Here is a 21,314-nt window from a genome sequence, read left to right as displayed (position 1 = left end):
GCCGTCGGCGGCGCCGGCCCTGCCGGGGCGGCACGTGCTGCCGGTGTCGGGGCGGCCGGAGCGACCGGTGCTCCCGGCGCCCCCGGAGCGACCGGCGCTCCCGGCGCCCCCGGAGCCACCCGCCCGGCCGGACGCGGCGGCGGTCAGCGCCGGGTCCCCGTGGAGACGAGCTGCCGTTCGTACGGGTCGAGCACCGTCCCCTTCACCGACGCGGCGACCCCTGTGACGGCCTTCAGGTGCACGAGCGGGATCTCCGCGTCCGTGCCGAGGATCGCCGCCTCGGCCTTCATGGCGGCGTCCTGCCGCTTGGCGGGGTCGGTCTCCGCCTGGGCGGCGGCGATGAGCCGGTCGGCCTTCTCGTCGCACAGGAACGACAGGTTGTAGCCGCCCTCGCAGGTGTAGTCGCTCACCAGGACGCCGACCGGGTCGCCGGTGTCCAGCATCATGTTGCGGGAGGTCACGACGGCGTCGAACTTCCCTGCGAGCAGGTCGCTCTCGAGTCGTGCGTAGGTACGGACCTCCAGCCCGACCCGGAACCCGGCCTTCTCCAGCTGCTGCTGGAGCACCTGGGCGGTCTCGGCCAGTTCGGGGCGGTCGTCGTACGTGGCGAGGGTGATGCGCGTGCCCCTCGGTTCGGTGGCCTCCGCCCGCCCGGTCGGCTCGCCGCGCTTGCCGCCGGCCCAGGCCAGGCCGGGTCCGTAGAGGCCCCGGGCGGGCTGGGCGTGCCCTTCGTGGACTCCCTCGGCGACGGCCGAGGCGTCGACGGCCTCGCGCGCGGCGGCCCGCAGCCCGGCGTCCGTGAAGGCTCCGGAGCCGGTGTTGAGACGCAGGCCGGTGTTGCGGGCGGTGTCCGTCTCGTGGACGGTGCCCTCGTCCAGGGAGGCGATCTGGGCGACGGGGAGCGACTCGGCGATGTCCGCGTCGCCGGTGCGCAGGGCGTTGGCGCGCGCCGTGCCGTCGGAGACGAACCTGACGTCGATCCCCGCGGCTTGGGCGCGGCCGCCCCAGTAGGCGTCGAAGCGGTCGAGGGTGGCGGCCGTGTCCCCGGTGGTGCCGGTGAGTTCGAAGGGGCCGGTGGCGGTGCCGGCCGGGTTGACGGTGCCCTTCTCCCCGTACGCCCCGGGCGAGAACACCGAGAGGCTCGGGTTGCTCAGCCGCAGCGGGAGCACCGGGTCGGGTTCGTCGGTGCGCACCCGGACCCGGTCCCCGCCCACGGCGTCGGCGGTCAGCCGCACACCGGACAGCGCGGCGGGGGCCGGGGAGGCGCCGGCGGCGTGGTTCAGGGAGGAGGCCACGGCCTGCGCGGTGACCTCACCGCCGTCCTGGAACGCGGCCTCGCGCAGCGTGAACACCCAGCTTCGGCCGCCCTTCTCGCGGCTCCACGACTCGGCGAGCGCGGGCGCCGCGGCGCCGTTCGCGTCGAGCCGGGTCAGGCCCTCGGCGACGCCGAGGCGGGACAGGGCGAAGGCGTCCTGGCCGTGGGGCGAGTAGTTCTCGGTCGGCTGGAAGGCGAGGACGACGCGCAGGCGCCCGCCCTCCCCGGAGGCGGACGGGTCCGAGGCGGACGACGACGCACCGCCGGCGGAGAAGCAACTGGAGAGCACGGGGACGAGCAGCAGCAGTCCGGCGGTCAGCCGGCTCCGGGGCGATGTCATCGTGTCTCGTTCTCGTCTTTCCGGTGTGTTCGGCGGGCGCGGGGCGCGACCGGCCACATCGTAAACGATTGTCGTTTTCATTTACGCCGCAGGGTCACGGCAGCGGGATCTCGAAGTGGAGGACCCCCTGCCCGCCCCCCGGCTCCTCCTCCCGCTCGTCCCACACCAGCGTGCCCAGCGACCGCCACAGCGCCTCCGCGCCCGGCGACGCGGGGTCGGTGTGCAGGTAGACCGACCGGTAGCCGCCGTCGGCCGCGGCGAACTCCATCAGCTCGCCGACGAGTTGACGCGCGAGCCCACGGCGCCGGTACTCCGGGCGCGGCGGAAGACCCCGAAGGGAGCCCCGGGAACCGGACCGCCGCTCCGGGCAGTCCGAACAGGCATGCGCGTGACGATGATCCTGCCCGCCCTGACCGAGGCGACCAGCCCGCTCTTCCGGCCGGTCAAGTACTCGCTCTTCCCGCCGCTGGGGCTGGCGACCCTCGCCGGGTACCTCGGCCCGGACGACGAGGTGACGCTGTACGACGAGCACGTCGAGCGCATCAGCCTCGACGCGCTGGAGACCCCGGACCTGCTGGTCCTCCAGCCGTACATCACCTCCGCGCGGCGCAGCTACGAGATAGCCGGCCACTTCCGGGCCCGGGGCGTCCACGTCGCCATGGGCGGCCTGCACGTGACGTCACTCCCCGACGAGGCGGCCGCGCACGCCGACACGGTCTTCACCGGCCCGGGTGAGGACACCTGGCCGCTGTTCCTCAAGGACTTCCGCGACGGCGTGCCCGCGCGGCGCTACGACTCCACCCGCCGGACCCTCGCCGGCCTGCCGCCCGTCCGCAGGGACCTCGTCAAACGGCACCTGTACCTCGTGCCCAACTCCCTCGTGGTGTCCCGCGGCTGCCCGCACCACTGCGACTTCTGCTACAAGGACGCCTTCTTCGAGGGCGGGAAGTCCTTCTACACCCAGGCCGTCGACGACGCCCTCGCGGAGATCGAGCGGCTGCCCGGCCGGCACCTCTACTTCCTCGACGACCACCTGTTCGGCAACCGCCGCTTCGCGGAAGCCCTCTTCGACGGCATGGCGGGCATGAACCGGGTGTGGCAGGCGGCCGGGACGGTCAAGTCGGTACTGGAACCGGGGCTGCTGGAACGGGCCGCCGACGCGGGGCTGCGCAGCCTGTTCGTGGGCTTCGAGACCGTCAACGCGGCGAACCTGGCGGAGCGGAGGAAGGACCAGAACGCGGGCCGCGACTACGGCGAGGTCGTCCGCCGCCTGCACGGCGCGGGTGTCATGGTGAACGCCAGCTTCGTCTTCGGGCTCGACCAGGACGGGCCCGACGTCTTCGACCGGACGGTGGAGTGGGCCGTCGGGCAGGGCGTCGAGACGGCCACGTTCCACATCATGACGCCGTACCCGTCGACCGGGCTGTGGAAGCAGCTGGAGGCCGAGGACCGGATCGTCCACCGCGACTGGGACCTCTACGACACCCGCCACGTCGTCCACCGCCCGCGCAACATGACGGCCCGTCAGCTGGAGGACGGCTACTGGCGGGCCTACCGCGACTTCTACCGCTGGTCGAACATCTGGCGGGGCGCGTCCGCGCAGTCCGGCGCCCACGAGCGGCTCCGGCACCTCGCCTACGCGGGCGGCTGGAAGAAGTTCGAGCCCGCCTGGGACGCGCTCATCCGCTCCCGCCGCGTGGTGCGGGCCCTGCCGCTGCTGGAACACACCCTCGCGGCCTTCCGGGGCCCGGCCGCCCGCGGCAGCGGGGCGGGGACGCGGTAGCGGGCGAGGGCGCCGTGGCGGGCGCCACGGGGGACCCGGCGCCCGCGCCCGGCACACCGCACGAGGGCGATGCGCCGGGCGCGGACCCGCACGGACCGTCCGTGCCGGACGGCGCGGCGCCGGCTCAGCCGGTGGCGGCCTCTCCGGGGCCCGGCACGTTGCGGAAGCGGAACGGCTCCGGTTCGCGGCCGGGCTGGATGAACCAGCACTCCCCGGTGGCGTCCCCGGTGAGGATGCGCAGCACCGTGTCGGCCACGATCTGCGCCGGGATGATCGGCAGGTGCTGCGAGGAGAGCATCTCCCGGATCGGGTCGATGATCCGCGACTCGGCGAAGCCCGGGCAGATCGCGTTGAAGCGGACCCCCTCCGGCGCCAGGGCCGGGCCCAGCGAGCGGGCCAGGCCCACCACCGCGTGCTTGTTGGCGGCGTACAGCGGGTCGAACGGCACCGCCGTCAGGCCCGCCAGGGAGGCCGTCGCCACGATCGAACCGCCGCCGCGGGCCCGCAGCGCCGGCAGCACGGCGTGGGCGCCGTAGACGACACCGTCGAGGTTGGCGCCCATCGCCCGGCGGTACAGGGCCGGGTCGAAGTCGTCGCCGATGCCGCAGCCCGTCGCCACGCCCGCGTTGAGGAAGGCGATGTCGACGCCGCCGCAGCGCTCCACGGCGAAGTCCACCAGGGCGCGGTTGGCGTCCAGGTCCGAGACGTCGCAGGCGCGGAAGTGGCCGCCGACGAGCCCGGCCACCTCCTTGCCGCCCGCCGCGTCCAGGTCGGCGACGACGATCTCGGCGCCCGCCTCCGCCAGCGTCAGCGCGGTGGCGCGGCCCAGGCCGGACGCGCCTCCGGTGACGACGGCGACCTTGCCGCTCAGCGGCTTCCCCGGCTGCCCCTGCTGCCCTTCCGCCCGCTCTCCGGCGGGTCCCGCGGCCGTCACGACAGCTCCAGGACGAGCTTGCCGACGTTCTCGCCGCGGAAGAGCATCTGCAAGGTCTCCGGAAAGTCGTCCACGGTGCCCTTGACCACGTGCTCCTTCACCTTGAGCCGGCCGTCGCCGATCCAGCCGGCGATCTCCTGCGCGGCCTCCGCGTAGCGCTTGGCGTAGTCGAAGACGACGAAGCCCTCCATGCGCGCCCGGCGGACGAGCAGCGAGAGGTAGTTCGACGGGCCGCTGACCGGCGTCTCGTTGTTGTACTGGCTGATGGCGCCGCAGATCACCACACGAGCGCGCATCGCCAGCCGGGTGAGTGCCGCGTCGAGGATCTCGCCGCCGACGTTGTCGAAGTAGACGTCGATGCCGTCCGGCGTCTGCTCGCGCAGGGCCCGCTTGACGTCCCCGGCGCGGTAGTCGATCGCCGCGTCGAACCCGAGTTCGTCGGTCAGCAGGGCGCACTTCTCCGCGCCGCCCGCGATGCCGACGACCCGGCAGCCCTTCACCTTGGCGATCTGGCCGACCATGGAGCCGACCGCGCCCGCGGCGCCGGAGACGACGACGGTCTCGCCCTCCTTGAGCGCGCCGACGTCCAGCAGGCCGAAGTAGGCGGTCATGCCGGGCATGCCCAGCGCGCCGAGGTAGGTCGAGGCCGGCGCCAGGCCGACGTCGATCTTCAGGGCGCCCTTGCCGTCGGAGACGACGTGCTCCTGGACGCCGAAGGTGCCGACCACGTGGTCACCGGGCCGGTAGTCGGGGTGGTTGGAGGCGGTGACCTCGACCACGGAACCCGCCCGCATCACCTCGCCGAGGCCGACGGGCGGCAGATAGGAGGGCCGGTCGTCGAGCCAGCCGCGCATCGCGGGGTCCAGCGAGATGAAACGGGTCCGCCCGGCGAACTGTCCCTCGCCCGGCTCCTCGGCGGGCGCTGTGGCGTGCTCCCAGTCCTCGGGCCGTACCTCGCCGACGGGACGTGCTGCCAGACGGATCTGGCGGTTGGTCGCTGACATGAAGCCTCCTGTTGAGTGCCGCGCAACCAGCACCATACCGACCGGTACGTACGATGCGGCGTGTGGTATGCGCCACAGCGGGCGCCGGGAACGGTATCGGGGGCGCCCCGTCGCCACGGGCGCCCCGCCGTCACCCGGGCGGCCGTCCGGTCGCGGAGGCCGGGCGGGGCGGCAGGCCGGAGCGGCCGGACCGGGAGCCCGCGTAGGCCGACTCCCGGAATCCGCTGAGGCGGGAGGTCGGCCGCAGGCCCGGCAGGGCGTTGAGATACGGGTCGTACGAGGACGTGGACCCGGGCGGGGCGTCGGACGGCGGCCCGGTGGTCAACGTGCCCAGGGCGCGCCAGGGTTCACCGTCCCGGACGGTGCAGAGCACGAACACGAGGGGCCCCGTGTGCAGCGCCTGCCGCAGCCCGGCCAGATCGCCGCGGACGCGGGGCGAGCCCGGGGCCGGGGTGAGCGCCAGCAGGCGGCGGTGGGTCCCGACGCGGTAGGAGAGGAGCGTGGAGTACGGCCCCGCCATGGCGTTTCCGCGGGCGAGCGGCAGGTGGCGGGTCCGGCGTCCGCCGCCGCTCGTGGTGAACAGCAGGTCCAGCGGACGGCCGGGACCGCCCGCGTCGGTCACGCGGAGCGCGAGGCCGAGACCGTCCGGGCACCATGCGGGCACACCGGCCGCACGTGACCAGCGGACGTCGGTCCGGTAGCGGCCGGGCCGGTCGAGCCAGGGCTCGCCCAGGGCCGGGCCCGCGGGGACGACGGCCAGGGTGCCGGTGAACCGGACCCCGGCGGGGTGCAGCGCGGGCGCGCCGCGCCACCGCGCCACACGGCCGGCCAGGGAGGCGGTGGCGCGGTGGCGGAGGGCGGGCGGCGGCGGGTCCTGCGGGTCCTGCGGGTCCGGCGAGGCCGTCATGCGCGATCTCCCTCACTGCCGTCCGCCGCGGCGCTGCGTCGCCGCGGCGGGTGGGAACGTCGCGGAGGCGAGTGCCCGCGTCGCGGCCGGTGAACCGCCGCCCCGGCCGGCGGGACGGCGGACGGGACGGCGGCGGACGGGACGGCGGACGGGGACCGCGGGCAGGCGGTCGGCCCGGGATGCGCGGCCGGATCCGGGCCGCCCGGAAGCGGATCGCCCGGAACCGGACCGCCGGATCAGACCGCCGGGGCCGGGTAGGTCGGGTACTCCACCCCGGAGACGTACTGGACGACGCGGACGACCTGGCAGGAGTAGCCGAACTCGTTGTCGTACCAGAGGTAGAGGATCGCGTTGTCGCCCTCCACCTTGGTGGCGCCGGCGTCGACGATCGAGGCGTGGCGCGAGCCGATGAAGTCGTTGGAGACGGCGTCGGGGGCGCTGGTGAAGTCGATCTGGCGCTTGAGCGGCGAGGTCAGCGACACCTCGCGCAGATGGTCGAGGACCTCCTTGCGGGTGGTCTCCCGCGCGAGCTGGAGGTTGAGGATCGCGATCGAGACGTCCGGCACCGGGACGCGGATCGAGCTGCCCGTGATCTTCGCCTGGAGGTCCGGCAGCGCCTTGGCGACGGCGGAGGCGGCACCGGTCTCGGTGATGACCATGTTGAGCGGCGCCGAGCGGCCGCGACGGTCGGACTTGTGGTAATTGTCCAGCAGGTTCTGGTCGTTGGTGAACGAGTGGACGGTCTCCACATGGCCGCGCAGCACGCCGTACTCGTCCGCCATCGCCTTCAGCGGCGGGACGATCGCGTTGGTGGTGCAGGAGGCGCAGGACAGGATCTGCTCGTCCGGCTTGATGGTGTCGTGGTTGACGCCGTGGACGATGTTGGGCACGTCGCCCTTGCCCGGGGCGGTCAGGACGACCTTGTCGATGCCGGGGCGGAGGTGGTTCGACAGGCCCTCGCGGTCCCGCCACCGGCCCGTGTTGTCGATGAGGATGGCGTCCTTGATCCCGTACGCCGTGTAGTCGATCGCCGTCGGGTCGTCGGAGTAGATGACCTTGATCTCGTTGCCGTTGGCGACGATCGTGCTGTTCGCCTCGTCCACCGTGATCGTGCCCTGGAACTGGCCGTGGATGGAGTCGCGGCGCAGCAGCGAGGCGCGCTTGACGATGTCCTGGCCGCCGCCGTTGCGGACGACGATGGCGCGCAGCCGCAGGCCGTTGCCGGAACCGGCCTTCTCGATGAGCAGACGGGCGACGAGGCGGCCGATGCGGCCGAAGCCGTAGAGGACGACATCGCGCGGCTCACGGCGCTCGATCTTGTTCGCACCCGTGGCACCGGCGACGGACCGGGCGGTGAACTCCTCCACCGAGAGGCCGCGGTCGTCCGCCTTGTACGTTGCGGCGAGCATGCCGATGTCGATCTGGGACGGGCCGAGGTCGAGCGTGGTGAGCGTCCGCAGGAACGGCATCGTCTCGGTCACGGACAGCTCCGCGCCGGCGATCTGGCGGGCGAAACGGTGGGTCTTGAGGATGCTCACCACCGACTTGTTCACGAGGGAGCGGCTGTGCAGCAGGACCGTGACGTCCCGCTCCCGGTGCAACTTCCCGATCATCGGGATCATCGATTCCGCGATCTCTTCGCGGTTCTTCCAGTTGGTGAACGAGTCCACGGTGGCAGTCACTGGTCCATCTTTCGAGCTAGGCGGTGCTCATATGCTAACCGGCTGCTCTTCCGGTCCTTCCAGCGGTATGCCTGGTCGGAGCGGGTGTGAGCGGGACCATGGCCGCGCGGGACGGGGCGGGGGTGCCGCCGGGACGAACCGGTCCGGGGCGGTGGGGAGTTGCCGGGGGCTCACTCGGGGCGCGCGGCGGTGCGGTCCCCGCTCCGGCCCCGTTCCCCGTCACCCTGCTCCCGGTCGCCGCCGGAGGCCTCGTCGCCTGCGCCTGCGCTTCCGCCACCGCCTCCGGCTCCGTCACCCTCGCCGTCTGCGGTGCTGCCACGATCGTGCCTCCGGTTCCGGCCGTGCCTCCTGCGGCGCATCACCAGATGGACGACGAGCGCCAGCACCGCGGCGGCCAGGACGATCTTGGAGGAGAGGCCCACGTACGTCTCCACCACATGCCAGCGGTCCCCGAGCCAGTAACCCGCCATGATCAGGGCCGAGTTCCACAGCAGGCTGCCCAGGGTCGTCAGCAGGACGAAGACCCGGAACGGCATCCGCACCACTCCGGCCGGGACGGAGATGAGGCTGCGGAAGACCGGCACCATGCGGCCCAGGAAGACCGCCTTGGTGCCGTGCCGCCCGAACCATGCCTCCGTGCGCTCCAGATCGGCGGGCTTCAGCAGCGGGACCCTCACCCACAGCCGGTGCAGACGCTCATGGCCGAGCCACATCCCGGCCCAGTACAGGAGCACCGCGCCCGTGACCGAGCCCAGCGTCGTCCAGAAGATCGCCGAGGGCAGACCGAGCACGCCCCGCCCGGCGGCGAAGCCGGTCAGCGGCAACACGACCTCGCTGGGCAGCGGCGGGAAGACGTTCTCCAGGGCGATCGCCAGCCCGGCTCCCGGCCCGCCCATCGTCTCGACGAGATCCGTGGCCCAGCCCGCGAGGCCACCGGGGGACTGCTGAGCCTGGGCCGAGATCATGCCGTGCATACGTGGTCTCCCGTCATCGGACCCGGCCGCGGCGGCCCGGCCCGTTCCCTCGACTCGGTGCCTCCCGGGGCGAGGAGCACCCCTCGCCGGGCGCCGGCGCGGTCGTGCGCCAGGGGTGCCGCCTGCCGCGCGGTTCGGCGGCCGGTGTGGGCCGGTCGACGCCCATGGGGCGCCTTCTTGCCCGTGCGGGACCTTCGAAACCGCCGCGTCGCCCGTCCGCGCGTCGCGACCCGGGCCCGCCGCGCGGTACGCGCCGTCCCGCTCCCCGTACCGCACCCGTCCAGCCGCGCGGGCCGGGCGCCGGGGGCCGGGGGCCGGGGGTTTCCGCTCTTCCGTCCCCCTTCGGCACCCCCGGCCTTCACGCAACGTCCGCATGTTGCACGCGTCACATTCACTTCCGTCCCGGGCAACCATCCGGCCCGGCGGAGGTCTCGTCCCATGCGGCCCCCGCCCAACAGCCCTCCGGGGACGACCAGTTGGCGCGGGCGCCGTCCCTGCCCGGACGGGGCCGGGGCCGAGCGGTCCGCCGGCGCACAGCGTGCGAGCGCGCACAGCGAGGAGCACGGGCGGACGGGGACGCCGGGGGGCGTAACGATGAAGATCGCTTTCTTACTGCACAATGCCTTCGGTATCGGGGGAACGATCCGCTCGACGGTGAACCTCTCCCGGGCGCTGGCGGTGCGCCACCAGGTCGAGGTGGTCAGCGTGCACCGGGTCGCGGACGAGCCGCGATTACCGTTCGACGCGGAGGTCCGGCTCACCTCGCTGATCGACATGCGCGAGGACGGACCCGGCTACGAGGGCGGTCACGCATTGGCCCAGCGGCCGAACACGATGTTCCCCGACGCGGGCGTCGACTTCGGCCGGCTGCACTACACCGCCCTGCACGACCAGCGCATCGCCGGCTACCTGGCGCGGACCGACGCCGACGTGGTGATCGCCACCCGCCCCATCCTCAACGGCTACCTGGCCCGCCACGGACAGGACCGCTACCTGCGCATCGGCCAGGAGCATCTCTCCCTCGACGCCCACAGCGACCAGCTCCGCGAGGACCAGAACACCGCGGTCCGTGGACTCGATGCCTTCGTGACCGTCTCCGAGGCCGACGCCCGCCAGTACGAGCGGGCGCTGTCCGGGGCCGGGACCATGGTCCTCGGCATCCCCAACGGGGTGCCCCGGCCGCAGGTGGAGCCCGCCGGGCTGGACTCCCGGACCATCGTGGCGGCCGGACGCCTCGTCGCTGTCAAGCGCTACGACCGCCTGGTGGGCGCCTTCGCCGCCGTGGCCGACGAGTACCCGGGCTGGACCCTGCGGATCTACGGGCGCGGAGCCGAACGGCCGAAGCTGCGCCGCTTGATCGACGAACTCGGCCTCTACAACCGGGTCTTCCTCATGGGCGCCGTCTCCCCGATCGAGACGGAATGGGCCAAGGGTGCCATCGCGGCGGTCTCCTCGGACATGGAGTCCTTCGGCATGACCATCGTCGAGGCCATGCACTGCGGTGTCCCGGTCGTGGCGACGGACTGCCCGCACGGACCCGCTGAGATCATCACGCACGGCACGGACGGACTGCTTGTCCCGCTCGCCGCGGACGGCGCCACGGACGGCGCGGCGCCGGACCGGACCCCGGACACGGCTGGCCTCCCCGCCGACGTACAGCACTACGCCGCCGCCCTGCGGCTCCTCATGTCCGACGACCGACTGCGTCGCCGCCTCGGCGACGCCGCCGTCGAGAAGGCGTCCACCTTCGCTCCCCCGGCCATCGCCCGCCGCTACGAGGACCTTTTCCGGATGCTCTCCGCGCAGCGCTACGAGAAGAAGGCGCGCGCGGCGGCCGCGGAACGTGCGGGTCTCCTGGACCGGGTCCGCGGCGCCTTGTCCCGTGGCAGTAGACCGGTGACACCGCCGGCGCGGGTGACACGGCGCACCCGGGTGACGCCCGCCGCCCCGGCGGCGGGCACCGCGTTACCCGACGAGGGCGCCCGGCAGGGCGCGGGAGCCCGGCCCGTGGCGTTCGCCCGCTCGACCTCAGAGGGTGGCATCCGGGTCCGTCTGGACGCCGTATCGCTGCCGCCCGGGCGGCTCGACTTCGTCGCCCGCCTGCGCCGCGACCCCGAGCGCCGGGAGATCCGCGTCCCGCTGCCCGAGGTCGCCACGGCACTCGACCTCAACGACATCGGCGTGACGCTCAAGCCCGGCGAACACGCCCTGGCCGAGGGCCGCTGGGACTGCTACGTCGCACCCCGCGGCGGCGGCAGCGGCGACGCCGGCGAGGGCAGCGACAGCGGCGGCAAGGCCGCGGGCAGCGGCGCCGGGACCCGCACCCGGCCCCGTATCCGGCTGACCGCCGGCCTCACCGAACAGGCCCGGCTCATCGGACGGCCCCCCGTCCTCGACGCCCACGGCGTCTCGGCCTGGATCCCCTACACCACCACCGATGGTTTCCTCGCCCTGCGCGTCTGGCGCCGCCCGGCGCACGCCGAGGTCACCGCCCTTCACATCGGCGAGGCCGCGGCCACGGTCACCGCGACCGTCCTCGCGCCCGACACCTGCCGCTGACCGGGACCACCGTGCACGCGGCGTCCCGGGAGGGGGACGACTCCGACTTCACGGTGCCGCTCACTCCCACCGGAGGCCCGGGCGCCGATGTCGGCACGTTCCGCTTCGACCTGCCCTACGGCGAGGCCCTCCGGCTCCGCCGCGCCGAACACGATGTCTGGGACCTGACCTTGCGCGTCCCCGGCGACGGCCCGCCCGTGCCCATCGGGCGGATCACCCGCGACCTGGCCGACCGGAAGAAGACGGACGTCTACCCGCCCCTGTTCCTGGACCACCCGGACCGGGGCACCACGCGGGTGAGGCCCTTCTTCACCGTCGACAACGCCCTGGCCCTCAGCGCCCGCGACAGCGACGCCGCCGGTACCTGAGCCTCCGGGTCCCGCCGGGGCCGGGCCCCGCCCGGACCGCGCCCCGGCGGACCGTTGCACCCTGGAGGCCGCTGCTGAGCAGCGTCGGCTGCCGAAGTTGCTCATCAGCATCCACAGGGGCCGCCGGCCCGCACCCATGGCGGCGGGACCGGAGATCCCTCCGTGGAAGCTCGCGTCCTGCGGCATGCCGGCCTTGACGGACGGCCCGAAACGCCGCTCAAGAGCATCGGTGAGCCGCACGAAGCGACGCCGGGCGGCCGGAAGATCGTGGTGCTCGGGAGGTTCCCGGTTGTCGGGGTCGTTCAGTTGGTACCGTTCGGCCCCGCCGGCCTGGCTCGGGGACGGTCCCCGCCCGCAGCACGGCGACTGGCCAGAACCACCGTCCGAGTGTTTGGGGCCCGCCGTTCCCGGTCGTGACCACACGGCCGGGAACGGCGGACCACCACCGCACGTACCCGACCGGCCCAGAAGACCGGTGGGGGACCAGCCGGCGAGGTATTCCGGCCGGCGGCCCCGGTCATCGCCATTCCGGCGGGAGTTGCGCGATCTGCCGCAGCAGGTCCCAGTCCTCCGCCTTGCGGTCGGGGTTGCTCCACCGGGCGCCGTTCCCCACCCAGTAGCCGCGGAGCACTCGGATCCCGCGCAGGCCTTCCCAGTCGTCCGGATTTCCCGCGTCGCCGATACCGGACTCGGTGCCGCAGCACGGGCAGATGACGTGGTTCGGCCGGCCTCCCTCCCAGAGCAATGCGCCCTCGGTGTAGCCGCAGACCCGGCAGATCTCCTCGTCGTCTTCCGTTTCCCTGTTGAGTTTCATCCTCGGTTCCCTGCTTTCTGAGGTGGTCCGGGGCAGCCGTCGGGTGGCGCCGCACCCCGGGGCCGGTCCGGTGTCCCGGCGACGGGCCCGGCCGGGGCCCGCGGCCGGGCGACGCCGGTTCCCCGGGACCCGGTCGGGCCTCGGGGAACCGGCGTCGCGCGGAGCCGGATCCGTTCCGCCGGAGCGGCTCCGGCGCTGTGGCCTGCCGTTACGTCATGTGATGCCCCGGCCGGTGGTCCGGGTCATCGCCATTCCGGCGGGAGCTGCGCCAGCTGCCGCAGGAGGTCCCAGCTCTTCGGTTTGAGGCTGGGGCTGCTCCATTGCGCGCCGTTCCCGATCCAGTAGCCGCGGGAATTTCGGATCCCCTGCAGGCCTTCCCAGCTGTCCGGATTTCCCGCGTCGCCGATACCGGACTCGGTGCCGCAGCACGGGCAGATGATGTAGTTCGGCCAGCCGCCTTCCCACAGGAGATCGCCCTCGGTGTAGCCGCAGATCCGGCAGATCTCCTCGTCGTCTTCCGTTTCCCTGTTGAGTTTCATCGCCTCGTTCCCTGGGCTTTGAGGTAGTCCTCAAGGGTCGGCCACAGCTTGGTGTCGAATCCCTTGGGGTTGTCCGCTGACTTCGGAGCGGGCCGGTTCAGGGTCTTCGGCAGGCCGTCACTGCCGTATGACACCAGTGTGTTGGTGCCTTCGTGGTACACGGCATAGCTCCCGTTGGGCCGATCCCAGACCCGGTACCCCTGCGGCGGCTGCGGCAGATCGGCCGCGTGCCGGTGAGCGTGGGCGAGTTCGACACAGTCCCTCCCGAAGTGAGCCCGGGTCATTCCGTCTTGTGGTCGAGGCGGTGTTCTGCCGCCGCGAAGGTGCGCATCTCGCGGTCGCGGCATGCCTCCTCGGCCTTCTCGCGGAACTCCGCGACAGCCGCGAACGAGGGCCTCCTCGGCGGCCGGGGGCCGCTTCCCCGCAGGCAGCTCCTTGCGCAAAAGTCTGAAATTTCTTTCAAGCCAACTTGCTGCTGGGCGGGAAGAGTTGTCGCTGACATACCATTCGTTGGCATATCTGCCCGGTCTCGCTGCCCCCTGGAGGGAACGGAAGTGCGGCCTGTGGTTCCACGCGGGCAGGGTGGGGCAAGCCCTTGCGCCGGAGAGCAGAGTGTCATGACCTGCGAGAAAAGTCGTCACTCCGGCTCTCCTCCCGGCGTCTGGGGAAGCGTGATCATCCTTGCGCAACTGGCGCAATTTCTTTCAGGCTCCACGCGCCGCTCCTACGCTCGGGCTCGTTCCATTCGGCACGTCGAAGGAGGTCCCCATGTTCACCCTGTCGCGCTCGATCGCACGGGCCTCGCTGCCGGTGCTGCTGGCCGCCGCCGCGGGACTCGCGCAGCCCGGCGCGGCGTACGGCGCCCCCGCCGGTGAGCCGGAGGAGCCGGTATCGGCCACGGCGCCCGCCTGTGTCCAGTACGCGGCGAGCTGGCGCTACACGTTCGTCACCAACAACTGCGACACCCCGCAGCGGCTCACCGTCCGCTACCGCGATGCCGCAGCCCCGCCCTGCCGGATCGCGGCCCCCGGCGACACCGTGACGTTCCCCGGCTACGGCGTCGGCGGCGACGAGGTGCTGGGAGTGAACCTCTGCTCGTGCGAGGCCGGTTGAGGTCCGGGCCGGTGCTCCGGGGGGTGTGGGTGTGCGTCCGTGCGGCCTTCTCCCCGGTCCGCCCGGCCGGTCCTGCGCCCGTGCGGCCGTCCCCCCGGGGGGCGCTTTCGAGACGTCGCGGCATCCCGGGGAAGCCGGGGTGCCGCTTCTCTTCCCCGCCGGGGTCCGCACCCTTAACATGGGAGCGCTCCCACCCGGTCGGCCGGATCCGGAGCGTGCGACACCCCACGCCCGAGCCCCGAGCCGGCCGCCCTCCTTCGCCCGCCCGCGCGGACACCAGTTTCTCCCTCATCCCGAGGCTGACCGCCTCGACCGGACTTCGCGGGCGCGGCGGACGCGCGTACGGCATCGTCGGGAGCGCCGCGCGCGCCAGCAGTGACCGGCCGGGAGCCCGGTGTTGACCGAGGCCCGGCACAGATCCGATGTCAGCGGGGCGGCGCCGGGGTGGCGCGCCGGGCCCCGTACGAATCGATTGGAGAACCATGTCTGGTGTTCTTGCCGCCGGCGGCGCGGCCGCGGCGTTATTCGCCTCTGTGCTCGCGAGCCAGAGCGCGCCGGCGGAAGCGGCCGTACCGGCCGAGCAGGCGCAGGTCGGCATCATCACCGTCAACGGCTCGGGTTGCCCCGCGGGTACGGCCGCCGTCGCCGTATCGCCGGACAACTCGTCCGTGATCGTGAGCTACAGCGACTACCTCGCCCGGACGGGTGCCGGCGCCAACGCCGCCGACCACCGCAAGAACTGCCAGCTCGCCCTGGACGTGCGGGTCCCGTCGGGCTGGACGTACACCATCACCGGTGCCGAGCACCGCGGCTACACCCACCTGGTGAAGGGGGCCACGGGCCTCCAGCAGTCGCAGTACTACTTCCAGGGCTCCGCGGAGACGGCCGTCAACTCGCGCACCTTCACCGGGCCGTACGACAGCGAGTGGCGCATCTCGGAGAACACCCCGGCCGCCGAGCAGGTCTGGGCGCCCTGCGGCGCCAAGCGGCTGCTGAACATCAACACCGAGCTGCGGGTGGACGCCGGCTCCTCGGGCGACAACGCGGCCAACATCATGGCCATGGAGTCGACCAAGGTCCCGGGCGCCACCTACAAGCTCAAGTGGAAGCGGTGCTAGGACCCGGCTGACGGGATGTCCGCCGGCGCGCCTGCGCGCCGTACGGACGGGAGGCCGCCCACCGGCCAGGGCTCCGGCCGGCGGGCGGCCTCCGCATGTCATTTCTCTCCCGGTCTCTTCTTCGTGGGCCGCGTACCTCCCTGTACGGATCCGGTGCCGCCGTGTGTCCTCGGCCGCGACTCGGTCCGTGGCGGAAACCTCCCGCCTCCGGCGCGGACGCGCCGCGCCCCGGACGGCTCCGTCCCCGCGCGCATCCGGTACTGCCGCGCATGCCGCTGCCGCGCCCGCCGGGCAGGGGCCGGCGGGACGAACCGGACCTCGTCCGGGGCGTCTTGTGTGGCTTCGCCCCGGGTGTCAGTGGTTCTCAGTACTGTCGTCGCATGTGTATTTCCCGGCTCCGGGGCAAAAACGATGCCTACGAGCCCAGCCCACCATCCACCACCGGGAGGTCAGTTGAACGGCCGCTACGACGTCACTGATCAGCAGTGGGAGGGGCTCGCCGAGGTGGTCCCGCTGCGCGGCGACACCGCATGGCCGTCCTGGCCGGGCCACCCTGCGCTGCCGGGCGAGGAGGAACGGGTGGCGGACACGCGCCGGTTCGTGGTGCTGAGGGTGCAGGTCTTCGCCGACGCGCGCGATGTCGCGGAGCATCTCATGGGCCGCACGCCGGTGCTGCTGGACCTCACCGGCGCCGACACGGACGTCGCCAAGCGCATCCTCGACTTCTCCAGCGGGGTCGTCTTCGGCCTCGGCGCGGGGATGCACCGGGTCGACCGGGACGTCTTCCTGCTGACCCCGGCGGGCACGGAGGTCGCCGAGCCCCGGCTGGGCGCGGGCGCCCGGGAGTAACGGCCCGGCGGATAGCGGGAGTTGTGGATCGATCCGGTGAGGGGCCCCCGGGGACCGTCTCCGCGTACCCCGATCGTAGGAAGATCCGGACGATGTAACGGTTCGCCGTGTGACGGGCCGCTTACGGTCCCGCCATGGATCTCGACCTGCCCATTCCGCCCGCCCCCGTCCGGCCCGTCCTCACCGAACTCCGCCTGCCCGCCTACAAATCGCACCGTGGCGCCGTGCTGCCGCTCGCCCCGCTGACCTTCCTCACCGGCCCCAGCGGGAGCGGCAAGTCGGCCGCCCTGGAGGCCATGGCGGCGCTGGCGCGGCTGGGCGCCGGCGCCCAGCTCGGCGAGGTGTTCCCCGATCCGGCCTCCTGTGTGCCGGAGTGGGCGGCGGCCGGCGGCCGGCAGGGGCGCGGCTTCCGGATCGGCTGCACGGTCGACGGCCCCGCCGGTCCCGTCCGCCTCGACGTGGCCGTCCGGGCGGAGCCGGAACTCCGTCTCACGGGCGAGCGGTTGACGGCCGACGGCCGGGTCCTGCTGACCACCGCCCTCCGCGACCCCCGCCGCCGCTCCGTCCAGGCCGAGTGGCACACGGCCGGTTCGGCGCGGGTGACCAGGGCGCCGCTGCCCGACGACCGGCTCGGCACGGCGCTGCTGCCACTGCGGGTCGCGGGGACGACGGAGGGCCAGCGGCAGGTGCTGGCCGCGGCCGAGCAGGTCCTCGTCGCGCTCCGCTCCTCCTTCGCCTGTGATCCGCGTCCCGACGGGATGCGGTCACCGGCCGGCGTCGGCGAGGGCCGCCTGCGGGGCGGCTGCGGCAATCTCGCCGAGGTCCTGCGGCGCACCCGCGGCGAGTGCGGGACCCGGCACGCCGCCCTCGTCGCCGCCTCCCGCACCGGCTGTGCCGGCGCCGTCGACGACCTGGCGGTGGAGGACCTCGCCGACGGCACGGTACGGGCGGTGCTGCGGCGCGGCGCGCACACCGCGACCCCCGTGGAGCGGCTCGGCGACGGCGAGTTGCGCTATCTGGCCCTGGCGCTGGTGCTGCTGACCGGGCCGGGCGTCCTGGACGTGGACCCGGTCGCGGAGGTGCTGTCGGCCCGCCAGGTGCTCACCGTCCTGGCGGACGACTTCGACCGCAGCCTGGACCGGCGGCAGACGGCCGAACTGCTGGCGCTGGCGGCCCGGATGACCCGGCGCGGGCACATCCGGCTGCTGGGCACCCTGCGGGAGGGGACCCCGGTGCCCGGCGCGGAGGGGGCGGACGGCACGGAGAGCATGGACGGCGCGGAGGGCGTGGACGGTGCGGGGCGCGCCGGTGGACCGGGGGGAGCCGACGGCGCGCGAGGGGCCGGCGGCGCCGGGGGAGCGGGTGCGGTGCGGGTGGTACATCTGGCGCATGAACGAGACGATCCCCGGGGCCGGGACCGGCCGTGAACTGCCCGCGCTGCGGCGCCGGCTCGCCGCCTTCGCGGCCGCGCGCGACTGGCAGCCGTACCACACACCGAAGAACCTGGCGGCGGCGCTGAGCGTCGAGGCGGCGGAGCTGCTGGAGATCTTCCAGTGGCTCACGCCGGAGGAGTCGGCCCGGGTGATGGCCGACCCGGAGCGGGCGCACCGGGTCGAGGACGAGGTGGCCGACGTCCTGGCGTATCTGCTGCAGTTCTGCGAGGTGCTGGACATCGATCCGGCCGCGGCCCTGGCGGCCAAGATCGACCGCAATGAGCGGCGTTTCCCGGTGCCGGAGGGGCCCGGGCGGCGGGCGCGGTCCAGGGGGTCGGCGGGGCCGTTCAGGGATGAATCGAAGGACCGGAACCTTGATCGCAACTCTCCGTAGTGGAAAGCTAATCAACACGGGAACTATTGTCCACAGATTCGGAAAAACCCTGGTCTCCTGGCTGTCGGTCAGTCACTCTAGGTGATGGCAGTGATCGCTCCAAGGAGGGAGGTGGACCCATGGACGCAGCTCGGCTGATCGAGGACACCCGGCACGGCCTCGCTCGGGCCCGGGCCCCGCAGGAGATCGTTGCCGAGGCATGGCAGGCGCAGGCGCTGGCGGAGGCTGTGGGCACCCATCTTCTGCTCTACGGTCCGCAGGAGTTCGAGACCGAGGCCCGGGGACTGAGCGAGGCGGGCGGCCGGCTGCGCGGCTCCCTCCCGGAGACGGCGCGGCGGGCGGGCCGCGTGCGGGCCGCCCGGTTGTCGGACGTCCATGACCAGCGGCGGGTGCTCATCGGGCTGGGAGCGCTCCTGGGAGAGGTGGGGATCGCGCTGGTGGGGGTGGCGTGCTCGGCGGAAGTGGAAACGTTCTACTGGCAGTGCATGGAAGTGATCGACGCGGTGGACGAGTCGGGGGACCGGGTCGGCGGACTGCTGCGGCAGCTCGAGGAGCTGGAGCAGCCGCGTTCGGACTCGGCCGCGTGGCCGTCCTGAGACCGCCACCGGGCGGCCCGGCGGAGCGGTGGCCGCCCCGGGGCGGCCACTTCGGGTCCGTGTCCGGATTGCCGTCCGGACCGGAGCCCGCATTGCCGTCCGGCCGTGCCCGGGAGGTGCCGTCCGCCGCGCCGTGAGCACGACGGACGACCGCGCTCCCGCGTCCGCGCCGGGGCTCAGTCCAGCTGCGGCCTGACCTCGGTGGCGATCAGTTCCAGCTGGTCGAGGTCGGAGAGATCCAGCAGTTGCAGATAGATGCGCTCCGAACCGGCCTCCCGGTAGCGGCCGATGCGCTCGACGATCTCGCCCGGTGAACCGCACAGCCCGTTCTCCCGCAGCTGGTCCACATCGCGCCGGATGGCCTCGGCCCGCCGGGCGACCTCCGCGTCGCTCCGGCCCGCACAGATCACCAGGGCGTTGGAGTACACGAGTTCGGACGGATCGCGCCCCGCCTCCTCGGCGGCGGCACGGACCCGGGCGAACTGCCGCTCCGTGTCCCCGGGCAGCGCGAACGGCACATTGAACTCGTCGGCGAAGCGCGCCGCGAGCGCCGGAGTCCGCTTGGCGCCGAGCCCGCCCACCAGCACCGGCACCTTCCGCTGGGCCGGCTTCGGCAGCGCGGGGGAGTCGGAGAGCTGGTAGAAGCGGCCGTCGTAGTCGAAGCGCTCGCCGACCGGGGTGCGCCACAGACCGGTGATGACCTCCAGCTGCTCCTCCAGCCGCGCCAGCTTCTCCTTGGGGAAGGGGATGCCGTACGCGGCGTGCTCCTCCGCGTACCAGCCCGCGCCCAGGCCGAATTCGACCCGGCCGCCGGACATCTGGTCGACCTGCGCGACCTGGATGGCGAGCACCCCGGGCAGCCGGAAGGTCCCCGCGGTCATCAGCGTGCCGAGACGGATGCGCTCGGTCTCCCGGGCCAGCCCGGCCAGGGTGATCCAGGCGTCCGTCGGACCGGGCAGACCGTCGGCGCTCCCCATGTGCAGATAGTGGTCGGACCGGAAGAAGGCGCTGTAGCCCAGATCCTCGGTGGCCTTGGCCACGCGCAGCAGGGTGGCGTAGTCGGCGCCCTGCTGGGGCTCGGTGAAAACTCGGAGATCCATGCCCCCCATCTTGCCCGCGGAGTGCGGCGGAACCGCAGGGAACCGCCGGGTCCCGGAGGGGTGGGGGAGGCGCCCGCCTGTGTACGGGGAGGCGTCGGAGCGGACGGGACGGAACGGCGCCCGGCCGGCGGGGAGTCGGTTCGGCGGGTGGGGGCCGGGGATGCGTCGGTTCGCGCCGTCCCCCGGACCGTCGCCTGTCCGCTTCGGTCCGTCGCTGGTCCGTCCCGGCCCCGCCCCGACGCCTCCTCGGTCCGTCCCCGATCCGCCTCGGTCCGCCCCGGCCGGAGCCGGACGGCGCGGTCGCGCTTCCCGGCCCGTAACCTGGAACGCCCGAGGTCAAGCGCGGGCCCGCGCGGGCCGGACCGGTTCCGCCACGACGGACGCCGTCCCGCCCCGTCCCGCCCCGCCCGTCCGGTTCCGCACCGGGCCGCTCCGCCCCGTCCCGTCCCGTTCAGCACCGACCGCCGCCCGCAACCGTCCGTCCGAGTGAGGTGACCGCCGCCGTGTCCGTACCCGCCCGCCCGCTCGCGGCCGCCCTCGACGACGGTCCCGTCGTCCTCGACGGAGGGCTGTCCAACCAGCTCGCCGCCCAGGGCTGCGACCTCTCCGATCCGCTCTGGTCGGCCCGGCTGCTGGCCGACGGCCCCGGGCAGATCGAGGCCGCCCACACCGCCTATCTCCGGGCGGGCGCACGGGTCCTCATCACCGCGAGCTACCAGGCCACCTTCGAGGGCTTCGCGCGGCGCGGCCTCGGCCGGGCGGACACCGCCGAACTGCTGCGCCGCAGCGTGCGGCTGGCCCGCCGGGCGGTGGAACGGAGCGCGGCGGAGCGGGACACGGCGGGGGAGGTCCACGTCGCCGCGTCCGTCGGGCCGTACGGGGCGATGCTCGCCGACGGCAGCGAGTACCGGGGCCGGTACGGGCTGAGCGTGCGCGCCCTGGAGCGGTTCCACCGGCCGCGGATCGAGGCACTGGCCGAGGCCGGGCCGGACGTCCTGGCCCTGGAGACCGTCCCCGATGCGGACGAGGCGGAGGCCCTGCTCGCCGCGGCCGAGGGCACCGGCCTGCCCGTCTGGCTGTCGTACACGGTCTCCGGTGCGGCGACCCGGGCCGGGCAGCCGCTCGCCGAGGCCTTCCGGGTCGCCGCCGGCCGCGGGCAGGTGATCGCGGTGGGCGTCAACTGCTGTGATCCGCGCGACGCGGACGACGCGGTCCCGCTGGCCGCCCGGGTGACCGGGAAGCCCGTCGTCGTCTATCCGAACAGCGGCGAGAGCTGGGACGCGGCGGCCCGCGACTGGCGTGGTCCGGGCACCTACGATCCGGCGCACGCCCCCGCGTGGCGGGACTCCGGCGCGCGGCTCATCGGTGGCTGCTGCCGGGTGGGCCCCGAACGGATCGCGGAGGTGGCCCGGAGGATCGCCGGCGGCGACACCGGCGACACCGGCGACACCGGACCGTGAAATCCCGTGGTCGGGCGGGGTGCCGTCCGGCG

The 21,314-nt window shown here is 73.6% G+C and carries 20 protein-coding genes and 1 pseudogene; 10 read left to right on the top strand and 11 right to left on the bottom strand.

What is annotated here, in order from left to right:
• Nucleotides 1-143: 143 nt before the first annotated feature.
• Nucleotides 144-1,655: an ABC transporter substrate-binding protein gene (locus LIX60_RS06775; RefSeq protein ID WP_227957649.1), complete on the bottom strand. Its 1,512-nt coding sequence runs from the start codon at nucleotides 1,653-1,655 to the stop codon at nucleotides 144-146.
• Nucleotides 1,656-1,749: 94 nt separating this feature from the next.
• A pseudogene (locus LIX60_RS06770) lies at nucleotides 1,750-1,989 on the bottom strand (GNAT family N-acetyltransferase); the annotation flags it as partial.
• Between the two features lie 48 nt (nucleotides 1,990-2,037).
• Between LIX60_RS06770 and LIX60_RS06765 the strand changes: the two are divergent.
• Nucleotides 2,038-3,438 carry a radical SAM protein gene (locus tag LIX60_RS06765; protein WP_227957648.1) on the top strand — a complete coding sequence of 467 codons (1,401 nt, stop codon included), beginning with the start codon at nucleotides 2,038-2,040 and terminating at the stop codon, nucleotides 3,436-3,438.
• Nucleotides 3,439-3,562: 124 nt separating this feature from the next.
• Here LIX60_RS06765 and LIX60_RS06760 read toward each other — a convergent pair whose 3' ends face one another.
• The 5 genes from LIX60_RS06760 to LIX60_RS06740 form a co-directional block, all read right to left on the bottom strand.
• Nucleotides 3,563-4,372 carry an SDR family oxidoreductase gene (locus LIX60_RS06760; protein WP_227957647.1) on the bottom strand — a complete coding sequence of 270 codons (810 nt, stop codon included), beginning with the start codon at nucleotides 4,370-4,372 and terminating at the stop codon, nucleotides 3,563-3,565.
• Nucleotides 4,369-5,376, bottom strand: coding sequence for an NADP-dependent oxidoreductase (locus LIX60_RS06755; protein ID WP_227957646.1), 1,008 nt, complete (start codon nucleotides 5,374-5,376; stop codon nucleotides 4,369-4,371). Before LIX60_RS06755 ends, LIX60_RS06760 begins: the two co-directional genes overlap by 4 nt.
• Before the next feature lie 130 nt (nucleotides 5,377-5,506).
• A complete protein-coding gene (locus LIX60_RS06750) occupies nucleotides 5,507-6,283 on the bottom strand; it encodes a phosphodiesterase (protein ID WP_227957645.1) in 777 nt (258 codons plus the stop codon).
• A gap of 236 nt (nucleotides 6,284-6,519) precedes the next feature.
• Nucleotides 6,520-7,965: a glyceraldehyde-3-phosphate dehydrogenase gene (locus tag LIX60_RS06745; protein ID WP_227957644.1), complete on the bottom strand. Its 1,446-nt coding sequence runs from the start codon at nucleotides 7,963-7,965 to the stop codon at nucleotides 6,520-6,522.
• A 170-nt stretch (nucleotides 7,966-8,135) separates the two neighbouring features.
• On the bottom strand, nucleotides 8,136-8,939 hold the full coding sequence (locus tag LIX60_RS06740) for a DedA family protein (RefSeq protein ID WP_374117814.1): 804 nt from the start codon (nucleotides 8,937-8,939) through the stop codon (nucleotides 8,136-8,138).
• Between the two features lie 594 nt (nucleotides 8,940-9,533).
• Here LIX60_RS06740 and LIX60_RS06735 point away from each other — a divergent pair.
• Together LIX60_RS06735 and LIX60_RS31725 are read left to right on the top strand one after the other, a co-directional pair.
• Nucleotides 9,534-11,498, top strand: a complete 1,965-nt coding sequence (locus LIX60_RS06735; RefSeq protein ID WP_308101106.1) for a glycosyltransferase family 4 protein — start codon at nucleotides 9,534-9,536, stop codon at nucleotides 11,496-11,498.
• An 11-nt stretch (nucleotides 11,499-11,509) separates the two neighbouring features.
• Nucleotides 11,510-11,866: a hypothetical protein gene (locus LIX60_RS31725; RefSeq protein WP_308101105.1), complete on the top strand. Its 357-nt coding sequence runs from the start codon at nucleotides 11,510-11,512 to the stop codon at nucleotides 11,864-11,866.
• A gap of 517 nt (nucleotides 11,867-12,383) precedes the next feature.
• Here the strand turns inward: LIX60_RS31725 and LIX60_RS06730 are convergent.
• The 3 genes from LIX60_RS06730 to LIX60_RS06720 form a co-directional block, all read right to left on the bottom strand.
• Nucleotides 12,384-12,680 carry a hypothetical protein gene (locus tag LIX60_RS06730; protein ID WP_227957643.1) on the bottom strand — a complete coding sequence of 99 codons (297 nt, stop codon included), beginning with the start codon at nucleotides 12,678-12,680 and terminating at the stop codon, nucleotides 12,384-12,386.
• Between the two features lie 242 nt (nucleotides 12,681-12,922).
• On the bottom strand, nucleotides 12,923-13,219 hold the full coding sequence (locus LIX60_RS06725) for a hypothetical protein (protein ID WP_227957642.1): 297 nt from the start codon (nucleotides 13,217-13,219) through the stop codon (nucleotides 12,923-12,925).
• On the bottom strand, nucleotides 13,216-13,353 hold the full coding sequence (locus LIX60_RS06720) for a hypothetical protein (protein WP_227957641.1): 138 nt from the start codon (nucleotides 13,351-13,353) through the stop codon (nucleotides 13,216-13,218). The genes LIX60_RS06725 and LIX60_RS06720 overlap by 4 nt, the downstream gene beginning before the upstream one ends.
• Before the next feature lie 634 nt (nucleotides 13,354-13,987).
• Between LIX60_RS06720 and LIX60_RS06715 the strand changes: the two genes are divergently transcribed.
• The 6 genes from LIX60_RS06715 (at nucleotide 13,988) to LIX60_RS06690 (ending at nucleotide 18,722) form a co-directional block, all read left to right on the top strand.
• Nucleotides 13,988-14,332: an alpha-amylase gene (locus LIX60_RS06715; RefSeq protein WP_227957640.1), complete on the top strand. Its 345-nt coding sequence runs from the start codon at nucleotides 13,988-13,990 to the stop codon at nucleotides 14,330-14,332.
• A gap of 482 nt (nucleotides 14,333-14,814) precedes the next feature.
• Complete coding sequence (locus LIX60_RS06710; RefSeq protein WP_227957639.1) at nucleotides 14,815-15,450, top strand: DUF4360 domain-containing protein; 636 nt, start codon at nucleotides 14,815-14,817, stop codon at nucleotides 15,448-15,450.
• Between the two features lie 453 nt (nucleotides 15,451-15,903).
• Nucleotides 15,904-16,299: a cell division protein SepF gene (locus LIX60_RS06705; RefSeq protein ID WP_227957638.1), complete on the top strand. Its 396-nt coding sequence runs from the start codon at nucleotides 15,904-15,906 to the stop codon at nucleotides 16,297-16,299.
• A gap of 134 nt (nucleotides 16,300-16,433) precedes the next feature.
• Nucleotides 16,434-17,726 (top strand): ATP-binding protein, encoded by a 1,293-nt coding sequence (locus LIX60_RS06700; RefSeq protein ID WP_227957637.1) that lies wholly within the window; start codon nucleotides 16,434-16,436, stop codon nucleotides 17,724-17,726.
• Nucleotides 17,689-18,126 (top strand): nucleotide pyrophosphohydrolase, encoded by a 438-nt coding sequence (locus LIX60_RS06695; RefSeq protein WP_227957636.1) that lies wholly within the window; start codon nucleotides 17,689-17,691, stop codon nucleotides 18,124-18,126. Before LIX60_RS06700 ends, LIX60_RS06695 begins: the two co-directional genes overlap by 38 nt.
• A gap of 119 nt (nucleotides 18,127-18,245) precedes the next feature.
• Complete coding sequence (locus LIX60_RS06690; protein ID WP_227957635.1) at nucleotides 18,246-18,722, top strand: DUF6099 family protein; 477 nt, start codon at nucleotides 18,246-18,248, stop codon at nucleotides 18,720-18,722.
• Between the two features lie 176 nt (nucleotides 18,723-18,898).
• Here LIX60_RS06690 and LIX60_RS06685 read toward each other — a convergent pair whose 3' ends face one another.
• Nucleotides 18,899-19,822: an LLM class F420-dependent oxidoreductase gene (locus tag LIX60_RS06685; protein ID WP_227957634.1), complete on the bottom strand. Its 924-nt coding sequence runs from the start codon at nucleotides 19,820-19,822 to the stop codon at nucleotides 18,899-18,901.
• A gap of 503 nt (nucleotides 19,823-20,325) precedes the next feature.
• Here LIX60_RS06685 and mmuM point away from each other — a divergent pair.
• Entirely contained in the window at nucleotides 20,326-21,282 is a 957-nt protein-coding gene (gene mmuM / locus LIX60_RS06680; RefSeq protein ID WP_227957633.1) for a homocysteine S-methyltransferase, read from the top strand.
• Nucleotides 21,283-21,314: the final 32 nt, after the last annotated feature.

Source organism: Streptomyces sp. S07_1.15 (assembly GCF_020739505.1).
Taxonomy (GTDB): domain Bacteria; phylum Actinomycetota; class Actinomycetes; order Streptomycetales; family Streptomycetaceae; genus Streptomyces; species Streptomyces xinghaiensis.
The sequence above is the reverse complement of the archived record's forward strand: the minus strand, read 5'-3'. Positions and strand labels throughout refer to the sequence as shown.

Excerpts from the sequence above, each read along its gene's own strand:
- LIX60_RS06735 (WP_308101106.1), top strand. The coding sequence starts at position 9,534 with ATGAAGATCGCTTTCTTACTGCACAATGCCTTCGGTATCGGGGGAACG.
- LIX60_RS06695 (WP_227957636.1), top strand. The coding sequence starts at position 17,689 with ATGAACGAGACGATCCCCGGGGCCGGGACCGGCCGTGAACTGCCCGCG.
- LIX60_RS06715 (WP_227957640.1), top strand. The coding sequence starts at position 13,988 with ATGTTCACCCTGTCGCGCTCGATCGCACGGGCCTCGCTGCCGGTGCTG.
- LIX60_RS06710 (WP_227957639.1), top strand. The coding sequence starts at position 14,815 with ATGTCTGGTGTTCTTGCCGCCGGCGGCGCGGCCGCGGCGTTATTCGCC.
- LIX60_RS06765 (WP_227957648.1), top strand. The coding sequence starts at position 2,038 with ATGCGCGTGACGATGATCCTGCCCGCCCTGACCGAGGCGACCAGCCCG.
- LIX60_RS06775 (WP_227957649.1), bottom strand. The coding sequence starts at position 1,655 with ATGACATCGCCCCGGAGCCGGCTGACCGCCGGACTGCTGCTGCTCGTC.
- LIX60_RS06755 (WP_227957646.1), bottom strand. The coding sequence starts at position 5,376 with ATGTCAGCGACCAACCGCCAGATCCGTCTGGCAGCACGTCCCGTCGGC.
- LIX60_RS06740 (WP_374117814.1), bottom strand. The coding sequence starts at position 8,939 with ATGCACGGCATGATCTCGGCCCAGGCTCAGCAGTCCCCCGGTGGCCTC.
- LIX60_RS06685 (WP_227957634.1), bottom strand. The coding sequence starts at position 19,822 with ATGGATCTCCGAGTTTTCACCGAGCCCCAGCAGGGCGCCGACTACGCC.
- LIX60_RS06690 (WP_227957635.1), top strand. The coding sequence starts at position 18,246 with ATGGACGCAGCTCGGCTGATCGAGGACACCCGGCACGGCCTCGCTCGG.
- LIX60_RS06730 (WP_227957643.1), bottom strand. The coding sequence starts at position 12,680 with ATGAAACTCAACAGGGAAACGGAAGACGACGAGGAGATCTGCCGGGTC.
- LIX60_RS06750 (WP_227957645.1), bottom strand. The coding sequence starts at position 6,283 with ATGACGGCCTCGCCGGACCCGCAGGACCCGCAGGACCCGCCGCCGCCC.
- LIX60_RS06725 (WP_227957642.1), bottom strand. The coding sequence starts at position 13,219 with ATGAAACTCAACAGGGAAACGGAAGACGACGAGGAGATCTGCCGGATC.
- LIX60_RS06700 (WP_227957637.1), top strand. The coding sequence starts at position 16,434 with ATGGATCTCGACCTGCCCATTCCGCCCGCCCCCGTCCGGCCCGTCCTC.